This is a genomic window from Agromyces hippuratus (assembly GCF_013410355.1).
Classification (GTDB): Bacteria; Actinomycetota; Actinomycetes; order Actinomycetales; family Microbacteriaceae; genus Agromyces; species Agromyces hippuratus.
In genome coordinates, this window is the sequence record NZ_JACCFI010000001.1 from 1,911,846 (window position 1) to 1,924,797 (window position 12,952).

At 71.1% G+C, this 12,952-nt stretch carries 13 protein-coding genes; all 13 read right to left on the bottom strand.

Annotated elements, in window-relative coordinates; translation table 11 throughout:
- Positions 1-20 precede the first annotated feature (20 nt).
- Positions 21-1,538 carry a lysine--tRNA ligase gene (gene lysS / locus BJY17_RS09005; RefSeq protein WP_179551050.1) on the bottom strand — a complete coding sequence of 506 codons (1,518 nt, stop codon included), beginning with the start codon at positions 1,536-1,538 and terminating at the stop codon, positions 21-23.
- Between the two features lie 79 nt (positions 1,539-1,617).
- The gene (gene panC / locus BJY17_RS09010) at positions 1,618-2,484 is read right to left on the bottom strand and encodes a pantoate--beta-alanine ligase (protein WP_322789789.1); all 867 of its coding nucleotides are present in this window, start codon (positions 2,482-2,484) and stop codon (positions 1,618-1,620) included.
- Positions 2,481-3,239, bottom strand: a complete 759-nt coding sequence (locus BJY17_RS09015; protein WP_179551051.1) for a Rossmann-like and DUF2520 domain-containing protein — start codon at positions 3,237-3,239, stop codon at positions 2,481-2,483. Before BJY17_RS09015 ends, panC begins: the two co-directional genes overlap by 4 nt.
- Positions 3,229-5,052, bottom strand: coding sequence for a PH domain-containing protein (locus BJY17_RS09020; protein ID WP_322789790.1), 1,824 nt, complete (start codon positions 5,050-5,052; stop codon positions 3,229-3,231). Before BJY17_RS09020 ends, BJY17_RS09015 begins: the two co-directional genes overlap by 11 nt.
- A complete protein-coding gene (locus BJY17_RS09025) occupies positions 5,049-5,579 on the bottom strand; it encodes a PH domain-containing protein (RefSeq protein ID WP_179551052.1) in 531 nt (176 codons plus the stop codon). Before BJY17_RS09025 ends, BJY17_RS09020 begins: the two co-directional genes overlap by 4 nt.
- On the bottom strand, positions 5,572-6,045 hold the full coding sequence (locus BJY17_RS09030) for a DUF3180 domain-containing protein (RefSeq protein ID WP_179551053.1): 474 nt from the start codon (positions 6,043-6,045) through the stop codon (positions 5,572-5,574). Before BJY17_RS09030 ends, BJY17_RS09025 begins: the two co-directional genes overlap by 8 nt.
- A complete protein-coding gene (gene folK / locus BJY17_RS09035) occupies positions 6,042-6,527 on the bottom strand; it encodes a 2-amino-4-hydroxy-6-hydroxymethyldihydropteridine diphosphokinase (protein ID WP_179551054.1) in 486 nt (161 codons plus the stop codon). Before folK ends, BJY17_RS09030 begins: the two co-directional genes overlap by 4 nt.
- Entirely contained in the window at positions 6,524-6,910 is a 387-nt protein-coding gene (folB, locus tag BJY17_RS09040; protein ID WP_322789791.1) for a dihydroneopterin aldolase, read from the bottom strand. The genes folK and folB overlap by 4 nt, the downstream gene beginning before the upstream one ends.
- The gene (gene folP, locus BJY17_RS09045) at positions 6,903-7,715 is read right to left on the bottom strand and encodes a dihydropteroate synthase (RefSeq protein ID WP_179551055.1); all 813 of its coding nucleotides are present in this window, start codon (positions 7,713-7,715) and stop codon (positions 6,903-6,905) included. The genes folB and folP overlap by 8 nt, the downstream gene beginning before the upstream one ends.
- Complete coding sequence (folE, locus tag BJY17_RS09050) at positions 7,708-8,304, bottom strand: GTP cyclohydrolase I (RefSeq protein WP_179551056.1); 597 nt, start codon at positions 8,302-8,304, stop codon at positions 7,708-7,710. Before folE ends, folP begins: the two co-directional genes overlap by 8 nt.
- A gap of 41 nt (positions 8,305-8,345) precedes the next feature.
- Positions 8,346-10,364 carry an ATP-dependent zinc metalloprotease FtsH gene (ftsH, locus tag BJY17_RS09055; protein WP_179551057.1) on the bottom strand — a complete coding sequence of 673 codons (2,019 nt, stop codon included), beginning with the start codon at positions 10,362-10,364 and terminating at the stop codon, positions 8,346-8,348.
- An 89-nt stretch (positions 10,365-10,453) separates the two neighbouring features.
- Positions 10,454-11,170 (bottom strand): DUF2652 domain-containing protein, encoded by a 717-nt coding sequence (locus BJY17_RS09060; RefSeq protein WP_179551058.1) that lies wholly within the window; start codon positions 11,168-11,170, stop codon positions 10,454-10,456.
- A 56-nt stretch (positions 11,171-11,226) separates the two neighbouring features.
- A complete protein-coding gene (locus BJY17_RS09065; RefSeq protein WP_179551059.1) occupies positions 11,227-12,912 on the bottom strand; it encodes an MFS transporter in 1,686 nt (561 codons plus the stop codon).
- Positions 12,913-12,952 lie beyond the last annotated feature (40 nt).

Sequence of the window (12,952 nt, forward strand, 5' to 3'; positions counted from 1 at the left end):
GCATCCGCTCTCTCGTCGAATCACTTGACCAGCGGGAAGAGGATCGTCTCGCGGATGCCGAGGCCGGTGAGGGCCATCAGCAGGCGGTCGATGCCCATGCCCATGCCGCCCGACGGCGGCATGCCGAACTCGAGCGCCCGCAGGAACTCCTCGTCGAGGCGCATCGCCTCGGGGTCTCCCCCGGCGGCGAGCTTCGCCTGCTCGACGAAGCGCTCGCGCTGCACGACGGGGTCGACGAGCTCGGAGTAGCCGGTCGCGAGCTCGAAGCCGCGGATGTAGAGGTCCCACTTCTCGACGACGCCCGGGATCGAGCGGTGCTCTCGCACGAGCGGCGAGGTGTCGAGCGGGAAGTCCATGACGAACGTCGGCCGCACGAGGCCCGACTTCACGTGGTGCTCCCACAGCTCCTCGACGTACTTGCCGGGCAGCGGGTGGTCGACGTCGACGCCCGCCTCGTCGGCGAGCTGCTTCAGGCGCTCCATCGGGGTCGACGAGGTGATCGTCTCGCCGATCGCCTCGGACAGCGAGTCGTACATCGAGATGCGCGCCCAGTCGCCGCCGAGATCGAAGTCGGTGCCGTCGGCCCAGGTCACGACGTGCGAGCCGGAGGTCGCGAGCGCGGCGTCTTGGATGAGCTGCTGCGTGAGGTCGGCGATCGTGTTGTAGTCGCCGTACGCCTCGTAGGCCTCGAGCATCGCGAACTCGGGGCTGTGCGTCGAGTCGGCGCCCTCGTTGCGGAAGTTGCGGTTGATCTCGTACACCCGCTCGATGCCGCCGACGACGGCGCGCTTCAGGTAGAGCTCGGGTGCGATGCGCAGGTACAGATCGGTGTCGAACGCGTTGGAGTTCGTCACGAACGGGCGAGCTGATGCCCCGCCGTGCATGACCTGCAGCATCGGCGTCTCGACCTCGATGAAGCCGAGCGAGTCGAAGGTGCGCCGCAGGCTCGCGTTGACCTTCGCGCGGTCGATGACGTTCTTGCGGGCCTGCTCGCGCGAGATCAGGTCGAGGTAGCGGCTGCGCACGCGCATCTCCTCGGACAGTTCGTTGTGCAGGTTCGGCAGCGGCAGGATCGCCTTCGAGGCGATGCGCCACTCCTTCACCATGATCGAGAGCTCGCCGCGACGACTCGTGATGACCTCGCCGGCCACGAACACGTGGTCGCCCAGGTCGACGAGCTCCTTCCACTCGGCGAGCGACTCCTCGCCGACCTCGGCGAGGGAGACCATCGCCTGGATGCGGCTGCCGTCACCCGCCTGCAGCGTGGCGAAGCACAGCTTTCCGGTGTTGCGCGAGTGCACGACGCGACCGGCGACGCCGACCTGCTCGCCGCTCGCCTCGTCGACGCCGAGCCCGACGAAGCGGTCGCGCACCTCGGGGATCGTCGCCGTGATCGGCAGGCGGACCGGGTAGGCACCCAAGGCGCGGTCGTCGGATGCCGCGTTCAGCCGCTCGCGCTTGGCGAGACGCACGGCCTTCTGCTCGGAGATCTCCTCGGCAGTGGGCTCGGGCGTGGCATCCGTCTGATTCTCGGCCATCGTTCTCTCTCGTCATGCCCGCAGTACCGTCTGCACTGCGTGGGTGCGTGCACCAGCCTACTTGGGCGCACCTGACGAGTCAGCCGAGCGTGATGGCGGCGTTGTCGATGAGTCGGGTCGACCCGACACGGGCGGCGACGAGCACGACGGCCGGGCCGCGAGCGTCGTCGGCGACGGGGAGGAACGTCTCGGGGTCGACGACCACGAGGTAGTCGAGCGTGACGTCGTCGTGGTCGCCGAAGGCGGCGGCACCCTCGGCGAGCACTTCGGCGAGACCGTCGGATGCCGCGGCATCCGCTGCCCTGAGCGCCTCGATCAGCGTGAGTGCTGCGGCCCGATGGCCGGGGTCGAGGAAGCGATTGCGGCTCGAGAGCGCGAGCCCGTCGGTCTCGCGCACGGTCGGCACGACCTCGATCGAGGTCGGCACGTCGAGGTCGTCGACCATGCGTTGCACGAGGAAGACCTGCTGCGCGTCCTTCTGGCCGAAGACCGCCACGTCGGGCCCGACGATGTTGAGCAGCTTGCCGACGACGGTCAGCATGCCGTCGAAGTGGCCGGGGCGGGAGGCGCCTTCGTAGAGCGAGCCCACCCGGCCTGCCGCGAGCGTCGTGCCGACGGCGCCGTTCGGATACATCTCGGCGGCGGTCGGCGCGAAGACGAACTCGACGCCGAGCCCGGCGAGTGCCTCGACATCGGCGTCGAGCGTGCGCGGGTAGCGGTCGAGGTCTTCGCCCGGGCCGAACTGCAGCGGGTTCACGAAGATCGACACGACGACCACGTCGGCGAGTTCGCGCGCGTGGGCGACGAGCGCCAGATGGCCGGCGTGCAGGGCGCCCATGGTGGGCACGAGGGCGACGGATGCCCCGGCAGCGCGCCGCTCGGCGAGCCGCTCGCGCAACTCGTCGATGGTCGGCACGACACGCACGCCCGATGTGGACCCGGTCACGCGCCACCCCCCAGCGGCCAGTCGGAATCGGCCTCGTCGATCGTATCGGCCCCCTCGGGGTACGCGCCGCGGTCGTGCCGCGCGAGCGCGTTCTCGACGGCGCTGCGCACGAGCGGGGCGAGCACCGCGCCGGGCCTCGCCACGCCGATGCCGTCGAGGATGCCGCTGGCCTGGTCGACGATCGCGCTCGAGAACGAGACGGCCGTGTCGATCGCCTCGCCGTAGGCGGCGCGGTCGCGCTCGGCGACGATGACAGGCTCGCCGCCCATCTCGACGACGAGCGCCTGGCCGATCGGCAGCACCGGGGCCGGTGCGGTGACGGCGAACCAGGTGCCCGGCAGGCGCGCGAGATCGATGCTCGTGCCGGTGAAGCTCATCGCGGGGTGCACGGCGAGCGGGATGGCCCCCGCGAGCCGCGCGGGGTCGAGCACGCCCGTGCCGAAGCGGGCGACGGTGTGCAGCACGAGCTGGCCCGGTTGCCAGGCGCCGGCTTCGGCGAGCCCCGCGACCAGGGGGCCGAGTTCGGCCTCGGGCACGGCGAGCAGCACGAGTTCGCTGCGCTCGATGATCTCGGGGATCGGCAGCACCGGCACCGAGGGCAGCATGGTCGCCGCGCGCTCGCGACTCTCGTCGGAGACCGCGGAGATGCCGGTGAGGGCGTGCCCTGCTCCGGCGAGGGCGGAGGCGAGCACCGCGCCGACGCGGCCTGCGCCGATGGTGCCGACGCCGAGCCTGCCTGGTCGATCAGCCGACATGTCGTGGCTCCGTCTCGTCGGTGCGGGCAGCGGATGCATCGGCCGGCGGTGCGACCGGAGCAGCGGGCGATTCCGGCGCCGCCTCGGCAGCCGCATGCGGCGCGGCGGCGGGTGCTGCGCCCCAGTGGTGCGAGGTGTCGCTCGCCGCACGCTCGATCGCCTCGCGCGCGAGTCGCTCGAAGAGCGCCGTCGCGACGGCACGGTCGGCGACGGGCACCACGGCGGTGACCGGGCCGGTCACGGTGTGCAGCCGCAGCGTCGCGAGGTCGAGCCCGCGTTCGATCGGCCCGACCGACAGGGCGACCGACTGCATGCGTGCGAGCGGCACGAGGCTGAGACTGCGGATGAGCGCGCCCCGACGGATGACGGCGACGCCCGCCGTCTCGGCGAGGCCGATGCGCTTCCACGAGAAGGGCCGGAGCCACGCGGCGCGCTTCGGCGTGACGGAGAAGCCGCCGGCATCGCCGCGCCCCACGAGACCGGCGTCGACGAGCACCTCGACCTCTGCCGCGGCGTCGGGCAGCAGCAGGGCGAGCACGCGGTGCACATCGGCAGCGGTGCCGACCGGCAGCACGATGGTGCGCTGCGCGGCATCGCCCGAGGCGGAGACCGACTGCCCGGCGACGTTGATGCGCACCGACCACCAGCCGAACGGCCGCCAGAACACCCATTGCGTCGCCTCGACGGCGTGCACGCGCCCCGGCGGGATCGTCTGGTTGCCCGTCGAGAGCAGGCCGTGCCCGATGCGCACGCCGTCGGGCGTGCCCGCGATCGAGTAGCGCAGCGACTTCGTGATGCGCGACCAGGTGTAGCTGACGAGACCGATCGCCGCGGGAACGAAGCTGAAGAGCACCCACATCTGGCCGCTCGTGACACCGATCACGATGATCGCGACGAGGATGATCGCCCAGATCGTCGAACCGCCGAGCAAGGTGGAGCCGATCACCCGACCGAGCGGCAGGTGCACGACCGACTCGGGCGGCGCGAGGTCGGGGTCGAGCTCGGGAGCCAGGAACTCGTCGACGCGCTGCGTGACGAGTGCGCCGGCGCGGGCGGTGACCGGGGTGCGCTGGCCCGAGGCCCCATCGACACCTGCCGCCTCGGCCGGCTCCTGCACTGCGCCGGGGTCGGCCACGAGCCCGGGAGCGACGGTCGCCGACGCATCCGCTCGCCCGTCGACCGCACCGGCGGGAGCGACCGCGCCGTGCGCCCGCTCGGCCCGCGCGCCCGACGCGAGGCGCAGCACGTCGGCGCGCAGCGCGTCGGCGAGGGTGGAGCCGAGGTAGGCGAGCTGCACGTTCGCCGACTGGCCGGCGACCGAGATCTCGAGCTTCGCCGTGCCGAAGAGGCGCGCGAAGAGCGGCCGGTTGACGTTGATGCCCTGGATGCGATCGAGGCGCGCGCTGCGATGCGAGCGGAAGAGGATGCCGCTGCGCACCTCGACCGCCTCGTGCGTGACCCGGAAGGTGTGCATGCGCCACGACAGCCAGAATCCGATGACGACGGCGACGATGATCGCCCCGAGGGCGAGCAGCGCCCAGCCCACGAGACCGTTCATCACGATGCCGCCGACCGGGTCGTTGGCCCAGTCCTCCTGCCATTCGCCGTACTCGGCGTCGATCGGCGCGCTCGACTCGGGCGCGAAGATCGCGAGGAAGATCTCGATGACCCGCTCGCGCAGGTTCGCGATGATGAACCCGAGCACGGCGATGAACACGAGGCCGCCGCGCAGCAGGGGGCTCGCCGGGTGGAGCCGGTGCCACTCGCCGTCGGCGAGGTTCACCACTCCCTGCGGGCGGGTGGCTTCGGTCACAGCCCCGCCCGGCGCGACTCGGCGAGGGCGACGAGCTCGTCGCGGAGGCGATCGGCCTCGGCCATCGGCAGCCCGGGCACGGTGACCGCGCTCGACGCCGCCGCGGTCACGAACTTGAGGTCGGCCAGGCCGAGGGCGCGCGCGACCGGGCCGCGGGTGATGTCGACGAGCTGCATGCGCCCGTAGGGCACCGCGACCTGCCGCTGGAACATGATGCCGCGGCGGAAGAGCAGGTCGTCGGCGCGCAGGCGGTACTGGATCGACCGCACGCGACGTGGCTCGAACGCGATGCCGACGAGCGAGACCACGGCGATCGCGCCCGCGACCCACAGCGCCCACTCCCAGTGCAGCAGGAAGTAGGCCCCGAGGGCGATGCCCACGAAGATGAGCATGCCGATGATCGAGCCGACCACCTCGACGAGCACGTACTTCGGCGAGACCCGCAGCCAGCCGGTGTCGGATGCCTCGGGCGGTCGCGGCTCGTCGTGCACGGTCTCATCGGGCTGGAGGCCGGGCCCCTCAGGCATGCGCGTGCTCTTTCTTCTCGGTGTCGGTGTCGTCGGGCGGCAGCGTGCAGAAGAACTCCGCGACGAGCCCGCCTGCCATGAGCAGGGCCGCGCCGATCGCCGTGGCGATGGCGAGCCAGATCGTCGCGGGCGATGGCACGACACTGCGCGTCAGCAGGAACAGGGTGATGCCGAGGCCGAAGCCGAACATGAGCGCACCGCTCAGGCTGCAGGCCTTCGCGAGCACGGCGGTGCGCATGGCGCGGAACGGGTCGAGGTGCTTGGTCGCCTTGCCCTTGACGGCCCGTCGGATCGGCCAGGCGAACGCCACGACGAGCGCGGCGACCCCCGCGAGGGTGATCGGGAGCGAGAGCGGGGGCACGATCGCCTTCGACCCGTTCGAGACGATCGCGAGGTCGATGAGGTAACCGGTGACGATGCCGGCGAGCACGAAGGCGACGATGGTGGAGGGGTGCGTGCGCTTCATCGGCGAACCACCTCGTCGGTGGCCGCGGCACGCAATGCGGCGATCGGCCCGCGCCCGGCGAGCTCGGCATCGGGGTCGATGTCGAGCCACGGGGCCAGCACGAACGCCCGCTGCCAGGCGCGCGGGTGCGGCAGTGTGAGCCGCTCGTCGTCGAGCACGACGCCGTCGACGTCGATCAGGTCGAGGTCCAGCGTGCGGTCGCCCCAGTGCTCGGTGCGCACCCGGCCGTGCTCGAGCTCGATGCGCTGCAGCAGCTCGAGCAGTGCGTGCGGCTCGAGCGCGGTCTCGACGACGACGACGCCGTTGAGGTACCGCGGCGCGTCGAGGTCGACACCGCTGTCTTTGACGGCCGCGGTCTCGTACACGGGCGACACGGCCACGAGCTCGACACCGGGTGCCTCGGCGATCTCTCGCACTGCGGCGGCGATGGTCGCCTCGCGGTCGTCGAGGTTCGCCCCGAAGGCGACGACGGCGCGCGTCATGCCCGGCTCCGCACGATCGTGACGGCGACGTCGCCGAACGGCACGGTGATGGGCGCCTGCGGCTTGTGCACCGTGACCTCGACCTCGTCGACGGCGGCGAAGCCGAGCGCCACCGCGGCGACGCGCTCGGCGACGGTCTCGATGAGGTCGACGGGGTCGCGCTCGACCGCGGCGACGACGGCCTCGGCGAGCTCGCCGTAGTGCACGGTGCGGTCGAGTTCGTCGGATGCCGCTGCGGCCGCGAGGTCGACGGAGACCGACACGTCGATCACGAACTCCTGCCCTTCGGCACGTTCGAAGTCGAAGACGCCGTGGTGCGCGCGCACGCGAAGCCCCGTGAGGGTGATCTTGTCGCCTCGCCCACGACCCCGCAGTTCAGTCACGTCGTCCACTCTGCCATGCGCCGAGGACGTCGAGGGCGCGGCGCGTGCCCTGCACGTCGTGCACGCGCACCGCCCAGGCGCCGGCCTGCGCCGAGAGCACGCTCACGACGGCCGTCGGCAGGTCGCGGTCGGTGACGGATGCCGCGTCTGGCAGCATCGCACCGAGGAATCGCTTGCGCGAGGCACCGACGAGGATCGGCAGGCCGAGGCCGGCGAGCACGTCGAGCCGGCCGAGCATCTCCCAGTTCTGGTCGCCGCGCTTGGCGAAGCCGAGCCCGGGGTCGAGGATGAGCTTCTCGGGGGCGACGCCGGCCGCGGTGAGCGCGTCGACGCGCTGCGCGAGCTCGTCGCGCACCTCGACGGCGACGTCGGTGTACTCGGCCAGCGAGTCCATGCGGTCGGAGTGGCCGCGCCAGTGCATGGCGACGTAGCGTGCACCGGTCTCTGCTGCGATCGAGCCCATCGCCGCATCGGCGAGGCCCGCTGAGACGTCGTTGATGATCTCGGCCCCGGCCTCGACCGCAGCCTGGGCCGTGGCGGCGCGCATCGTGTCGACGCTCACCCGGATGCCGCGGCCCGCGAGCTCCGCGATGACGGGCACGACGCGGCGCAGCTCCTCTTCGGGCGCGACCCGCGCGGCACCCGGCCGGGTGGACTCTCCCCCGACGTCGAGGATGTCGGCGCCCTCGGCCACGAGTTCGAGCCCGTGCGCGATCGCCGCATCGACGTTGAACCAGCGGCCGCCGTCGCTGAACGAGTCGGGCGTGACGTTCACCACGCCCATGACGAGCGTGCGATCAGGCATTCGTCTGGGCCCCGATGAGCGTGATGATCTCGCTCCGGGCTGCGGGCTCCGAGAGTGCGCCGCGACTCGCGATCGTCACGGTGGAACTGCGCTCCTGACGCGAGCCCCGCGTGGTCACGCAGCGGTGCTGGGCGTCGAGCACGACGAGCACCCCCTTGGGGTCGAGCCCCGCCACGAGGGCGTCGGCGATCTCCTCGGTGAGCCGCTCCTGAAGCTGCGGGCGGCGGGCGAGCGTGTCGACGACCGCCGGGATGCGCCCGAGCCCGACCACCCGGTCGCCGGGCAGGTAGGCCACGTGCGCCGTACCGACGAACGGCAGCAGGTGATGCTCGCAGACGGACCGGAACGCGAGGTCGCGGAGCACGACCGCATCGGAGGTCGCCGGCACACCCGCATGAGTCGCCCCGATCGGAACCGTGTCGGCGAGGTGACTCAGCGGATCGACGTCGAGACCGCCGAAGAAGTCGGCGTAGGCCTCCGCGACGCGTTGCGGCGTGCGCTCGAGGCCCGGTCGCGAGGGGTCTTCACCGATCGCGAGCAGGATCTCGTGCACCGCTCGCTGGATGCGCTCGGCGTCCACTCCTGCCATGGCTTCCCCTCTTCGGGTCGTCGGACTCGCCGCGCCCGCGACTAGGCGGTCGCGGGCCGCGGGTTCGACTGCGGTGCGCGCGCCGGCGCCTCGTCTTCGACCGGCAGCTGACCCGAGTCGACGCCGCCGTCGACGGCACCCTGGTCGATCGGCATCTTCTCGGTCGGGAACGCGATCGGCGGACGGTCGGAGACCGGGCGCTTGTCGCTCGACAGCCAGAGCGGGCGCTCGGGCAGCTTCTTCACGTCTTTGAAGATCTCGGCGATCTGCTTGTGGTCGAGCGTCTCCTGTTCGAGCAGCTCGGCGGCCAGCTTGTCGAGGATGTCGCGGTTGTCGTTGAGCACCTGCCAGGCCTCGTCGTGCGCCTGCTCGATGAGCGCGCGCACCTCGAGGTCGACCGTCTCGGCGACCTCTTCGGAGTAGTCGCGCTGGTGCCCCATGTCGCGGCCGAGGAAGACCTCGCCCTGCGACTGCCCGAGCTTGACGGCGCCGACGTTCGCGCTCATGCCGTATTCGGTGACCATCTTGCGGGCCGTCGAGGTGGCCTTCTCGATGTCGTTCGAGGCGCCGGTCGACGGGTCGTGGAAGACGATCTCCTCAGCGACGCGGCCGCCCATCGCGTAGGCGAGCTGGTCGAGCAGCTCGTTGCGGCTGACCGAGTACTTGTCTTCGAGCGGCATCACCATCGTGTAGCCGAGGGCACGGCCGCGCGGCAGGATCGTGATCTTCGTGACCGGGTCGGTGTAGTTCATCGCCGCCGCAGCGAGGGCGTGGCCGCCCTCGTGGTAGGCCGTGATGAGCTTCTCCTTGTCTTTCATGACGCGGGAGCGGCGCTGCGGGCCGGCGATCACACGGTCGACGGCCTCGTCGAGGGCGCGGTTGTCGATGAGCTGCGCGTTGGAGCGGGCCGTGAGCAGCGCGGCCTCGTTGAGCACGTTCGCGAGGTCGGCGCCGGTGAAGCCCGGGGTCTTGCGGGCGAGCACCTCGAGGTCGACTCCGTTGGCGAGGGGCTTGCCCTTCGAGTGCACCTCGAGGATCTTCTGACGGCCCTTGAGGTCGGGCGCGTCGACGCCGATCTGGCGGTCGAAGCGGCCAGGGCGCAGCAGCGCGGGGTCGAGGATGTCGGGGCGGTTCGTCGCCGCGATGAGGATGACGTTGGTCTTCGGGTCGAAGCCGTCCATCTCGACGAGCAGCTGGTTGAGCGTCTGCTCGCGCTCGTCGTGACCGCCGCCGAGGCCGGCGCCGCGGTGGCGGCCGACCGCGTCGATCTCGTCGACGAAGATGATGGCGGGCGCGTTCTGCTTCGCCTGGTCGAAGAGGTCGCGCACGCGGGATGCGCCGACGCCGACGAACATCTCGACGAAGTCGGAACCCGAGATCGAGTAGAACGGCACGCCGGCCTCACCCGCGACCGCGCGGGCGAGCAGCGTCTTGCCGGTGCCGGGAGGGCCGTAGAGCAGCACGCCCTTGGGGATGCGCGCGCCGACGGCCTGGAACTTCGCGGGCTCCTTCAGGAACTCCTTGATCTCGTGCAGCTCTTCGATCGCCTCTTCGGCGCCCGCGACATCGTCGAACGTGACCTTCGGGCTCTCCTTGGAGACGAGCTTCGCCTTGGACTTGCCGAACTGCATGACCTTGTTGCCGCCGCCCTGCATGCCCGAGAGCATGATCCAGAAGAAGAGGCCGATGAGCACGAGCGGCAGCAGGATGCCGAGCATCGAGAGGAACCAGTTCGGCTGCGGCACCTCGTCGTTGAAGCCGTCTGCCGGGTCGGCCGCGTCGACGGCGGCGACGATGTCGGCGCCGCGCGGGGTGACGTAGTAGAACTGCACCTGCTTGCCGAGCTCGTCGTCCTCCTTCGCGAGCGTGAGGTCGACCCGGTTCTCACCGTCGACGATCTTCACGGCGGCGACCTTGCCGTCGTTGAGGAGGTCGAGGCCCTCTTGCGTCGACACCTCTTTGAAACCCGATGCGGTGATGAGGCTCGACCCGATCCACACGGCGACGATCGCGAGCAGAATGTAGATGATCGGCCCGCGCAGGATCTTCTTGATGTTCATGGTGCTCACAGGCTACATTGCGGTTGCCGAATGGCGGCCGAGTGTTCGCTGTGGGCTATTCGCGGTGTCGACCGGCGACCGCCCGCGACTCACTGAGCGGATGCCGCGCGGCGGGTGTCGCGCATTCCGAGCATGTACGGCAGCCCCGGGCCCACCGCGGCGAACGTCTGCCCGATGCGCTTCGGCCACGAGGGCGACGGCAGCGGCTCGGGCGTCTCGTCGAGATCGCCCACGTCGACGAAGTACGCGCGCACGGTGCCGAAGCCCTCGAGTTCGGGCGACACCTCGCGCATGGGAGCCGTCACCGAATCATGACCGGTGCGGTAGAGCTCCTCGGAGAGCAGCACGTATTCGGGGATGTCGACGGGGTTCTTCAGCATGCGGTGCACCTGGATGACATCGATGCCCACGAGCTTGATGCGAGCGCGGATGGTCTGGATGGCGACGTCGCCGACGTGCGCCACGAACTTCAGCTTGAGGTCGGCGGCACCCTTGCATCCCTTGCAGGGGCACAGATTCGCGGTGACGTACCGGCGTTCGAGGTGGAAGGCGCGGTGCATGGCGACCGCGGCGTCGAGGATCTCGGGGATCGAGGCATCCGATTCGCCCTCGTCGACCTGCAGCGAGAGGAAGGCGGCATCGCCCTCGATCTCGATGAGATCGAATCCGGGAGCTGCGTCGATCATGCGCTCGAGCATGCGGCCGGTGTTGACCTCGGCGTGGGCGAGACTCATTCGATGGGAGCTCATGTAGTCGGTGTAGCCACCGATGTCGGCGATCAGCAGCACGGCACGGCCGGAGTCCATGCCTCACGATCCCACCAAGGCGAGGACTTCTCAACACCCCTCTTCGGAGGGTGCCGTCACGAGGGCGGGTCGTCCGACCGTTCGTTCGGCGAGTAACGGTCGAGCTGGTCCGCGACGACGACCTCCGCCTCCTGGGCGCTCGCCGTGTAGCCGAGCACGACGGGCAGGAACCGGTCGGAGCCGAGCGCCCGCAGTGCGAGGGAGCTCCTCGCGACGACCGAAGCCGTGCGGCGGGTGCGCCGCAGCAGCGCGATCTCGCCGAACCCCTCCCCCGGACCGAGCGTCGCGACGACCCGGCCGTCGCCGACCACGTCGGCCTCGCCCGCCTCGATCACGTAGTAGCGGTCGCCGACGTCGCCCTGCGTGAACACGGCGGCACCCGCCGGCACTCCCACGGGCTCGAGGCCGCGAGCGAGCTGCTCGATCGAGGGCAGTGGCAACGTGCGGAACATCGGCACCCGCTGGAGCAGCCCGATGTCGTCGTCGAGCACGTCGACGGAGCGGTCCATGCCCCGGAGTCGCGGCAACGACGCGAGTGCGAGCACCGGGCACACGAGGCCGATCACGATGAGCGCGGTCTGCACGCCGAACCACTCGATCATCGTCGAGGCGACGATGGCGCCGATGCCGATGAAGACGGCGACGAGACTCTCGAGCACCCCGAAGACTCGGGCCAGCACCTCGTCGGGGGCCATGCGGGCGATGAGCGTGAACCCGGCGACGTCGACCAGTGCGTTGCCGACGCCGACGAAGGCGAGCAATCCGAGCGCCGGCGCCTCGAAGGGCGCGAGGCCGACGAGGGTGAAGGGCAGGCCCCAGAGCCCGACCCCGACGGCGAACCAGGCTCCCAGCCTGCCGGTGCCGACGAGCAGCGATGCCGCGAGCGACCCGAGCACGGCGCCGACGCCGACGGCGGTCATCAGGGCGCCGACGCCGGGCTCGCCGGTGCCGAGGAGCTCGATCGCGACGACGACCGAGAGCACCGTGAGCGCACCCCGTGTGAGCGCCTGTGCGGCGGCGAGCCCGATGATGAGCATCAGGTCGCGGTTCGCGGTGACCGCACGTACGCCCTCTGCCGCCTCCCTGGCGAGGTTCGGGCGCCTCGGCGCGGCCGGGCGCGGCGGGGCGTCGTACTTCAGTCGCGCGAGCAGGGCCGCTGCCCAGAACGACGCGGCCGCTGCCACGGCGAACACCACGTCGACCCCGGTGAACTGCAGCAGCACGGCCGCGAGCAGCGGGCCGACGAGCGTGGCAGCGGAGTCGAGCAGGCCCCGCACGACGTTCGCGCTCGCGAGCTCGTGGCCGGTGCGGCAGAGCGATGGGAGGAGGGCGGAGTGGGCAGGTCGGTAGAGCGTCGCGGCGATCGTCGACAGGATGGCGAGCGCGTAGATGACGGCCGGAGGCCCCGCCACGGCCGCGACCACGGCAGCAGCAGCCGTCGCGAGCCCGCGAACGATCGACACGAGCACGAGCACGCGCTCGCGGCGCCCCCGGTCGGCGATGGGCGAGAGCAGCGGGGCGAGGATCGCCGACGGCACCATGCGCAGGAGCCCCACGAGACCGAGCGCCGCGGCGCCGCCGTCACGGTATGCGACGATGCCGAGCGCGACGGTGAAGGCCCACTCGGCGGTCCATGCGCCGAGGAAGCTCAGCTGGGCGCGCCGCAGGTTGGGATTGCGCCAGTTGCTCGTGAAGGCAGCGGCAGCGTCGCGCACCCTACTGCGGCGCCGGCCATCGCCCATGCGATGACTCTAGGGCCTCGCCCCCGTCACCGCGTGGGAA

Bases quoted from the DNA above. Each gene is read 5' to 3' on its own strand.
- lysS (WP_179551050.1), bottom strand. From the start codon at position 1,538: ATGGCCGAGAATCAGACGGATGCCACGCCCGAGCCCACTGCCGAGGAG.
- BJY17_RS09015 (WP_179551051.1), bottom strand. From the start codon at position 3,239: ATGTCGGCTGATCGACCAGGCAGGCTCGGCGTCGGCACCATCGGCGCA.
- BJY17_RS09025 (WP_179551052.1), bottom strand. From the start codon at position 5,579: ATGCCTGAGGGGCCCGGCCTCCAGCCCGATGAGACCGTGCACGACGAG.
- BJY17_RS09030 (WP_179551053.1), bottom strand. From the start codon at position 6,045: ATGAAGCGCACGCACCCCTCCACCATCGTCGCCTTCGTGCTCGCCGGC.
- folK (WP_179551054.1), bottom strand. From the start codon at position 6,527: ATGACGCGCGCCGTCGTCGCCTTCGGGGCGAACCTCGACGACCGCGAG.
- folP (WP_179551055.1), bottom strand. From the start codon at position 7,715: ATGCCTGATCGCACGCTCGTCATGGGCGTGGTGAACGTCACGCCCGAC.
- folE (WP_179551056.1), bottom strand. From the start codon at position 8,304: ATGGCAGGAGTGGACGCCGAGCGCATCCAGCGAGCGGTGCACGAGATC.
- ftsH (WP_179551057.1), bottom strand. From the start codon at position 10,364: ATGAACATCAAGAAGATCCTGCGCGGGCCGATCATCTACATTCTGCTC.
- BJY17_RS09060 (WP_179551058.1), bottom strand. From the start codon at position 11,170: ATGGACTCCGGCCGTGCCGTGCTGCTGATCGCCGACATCGGTGGCTAC.
- BJY17_RS09065 (WP_179551059.1), bottom strand. From the start codon at position 12,912: ATGGGCGATGGCCGGCGCCGCAGTAGGGTGCGCGACGCTGCCGCTGCC.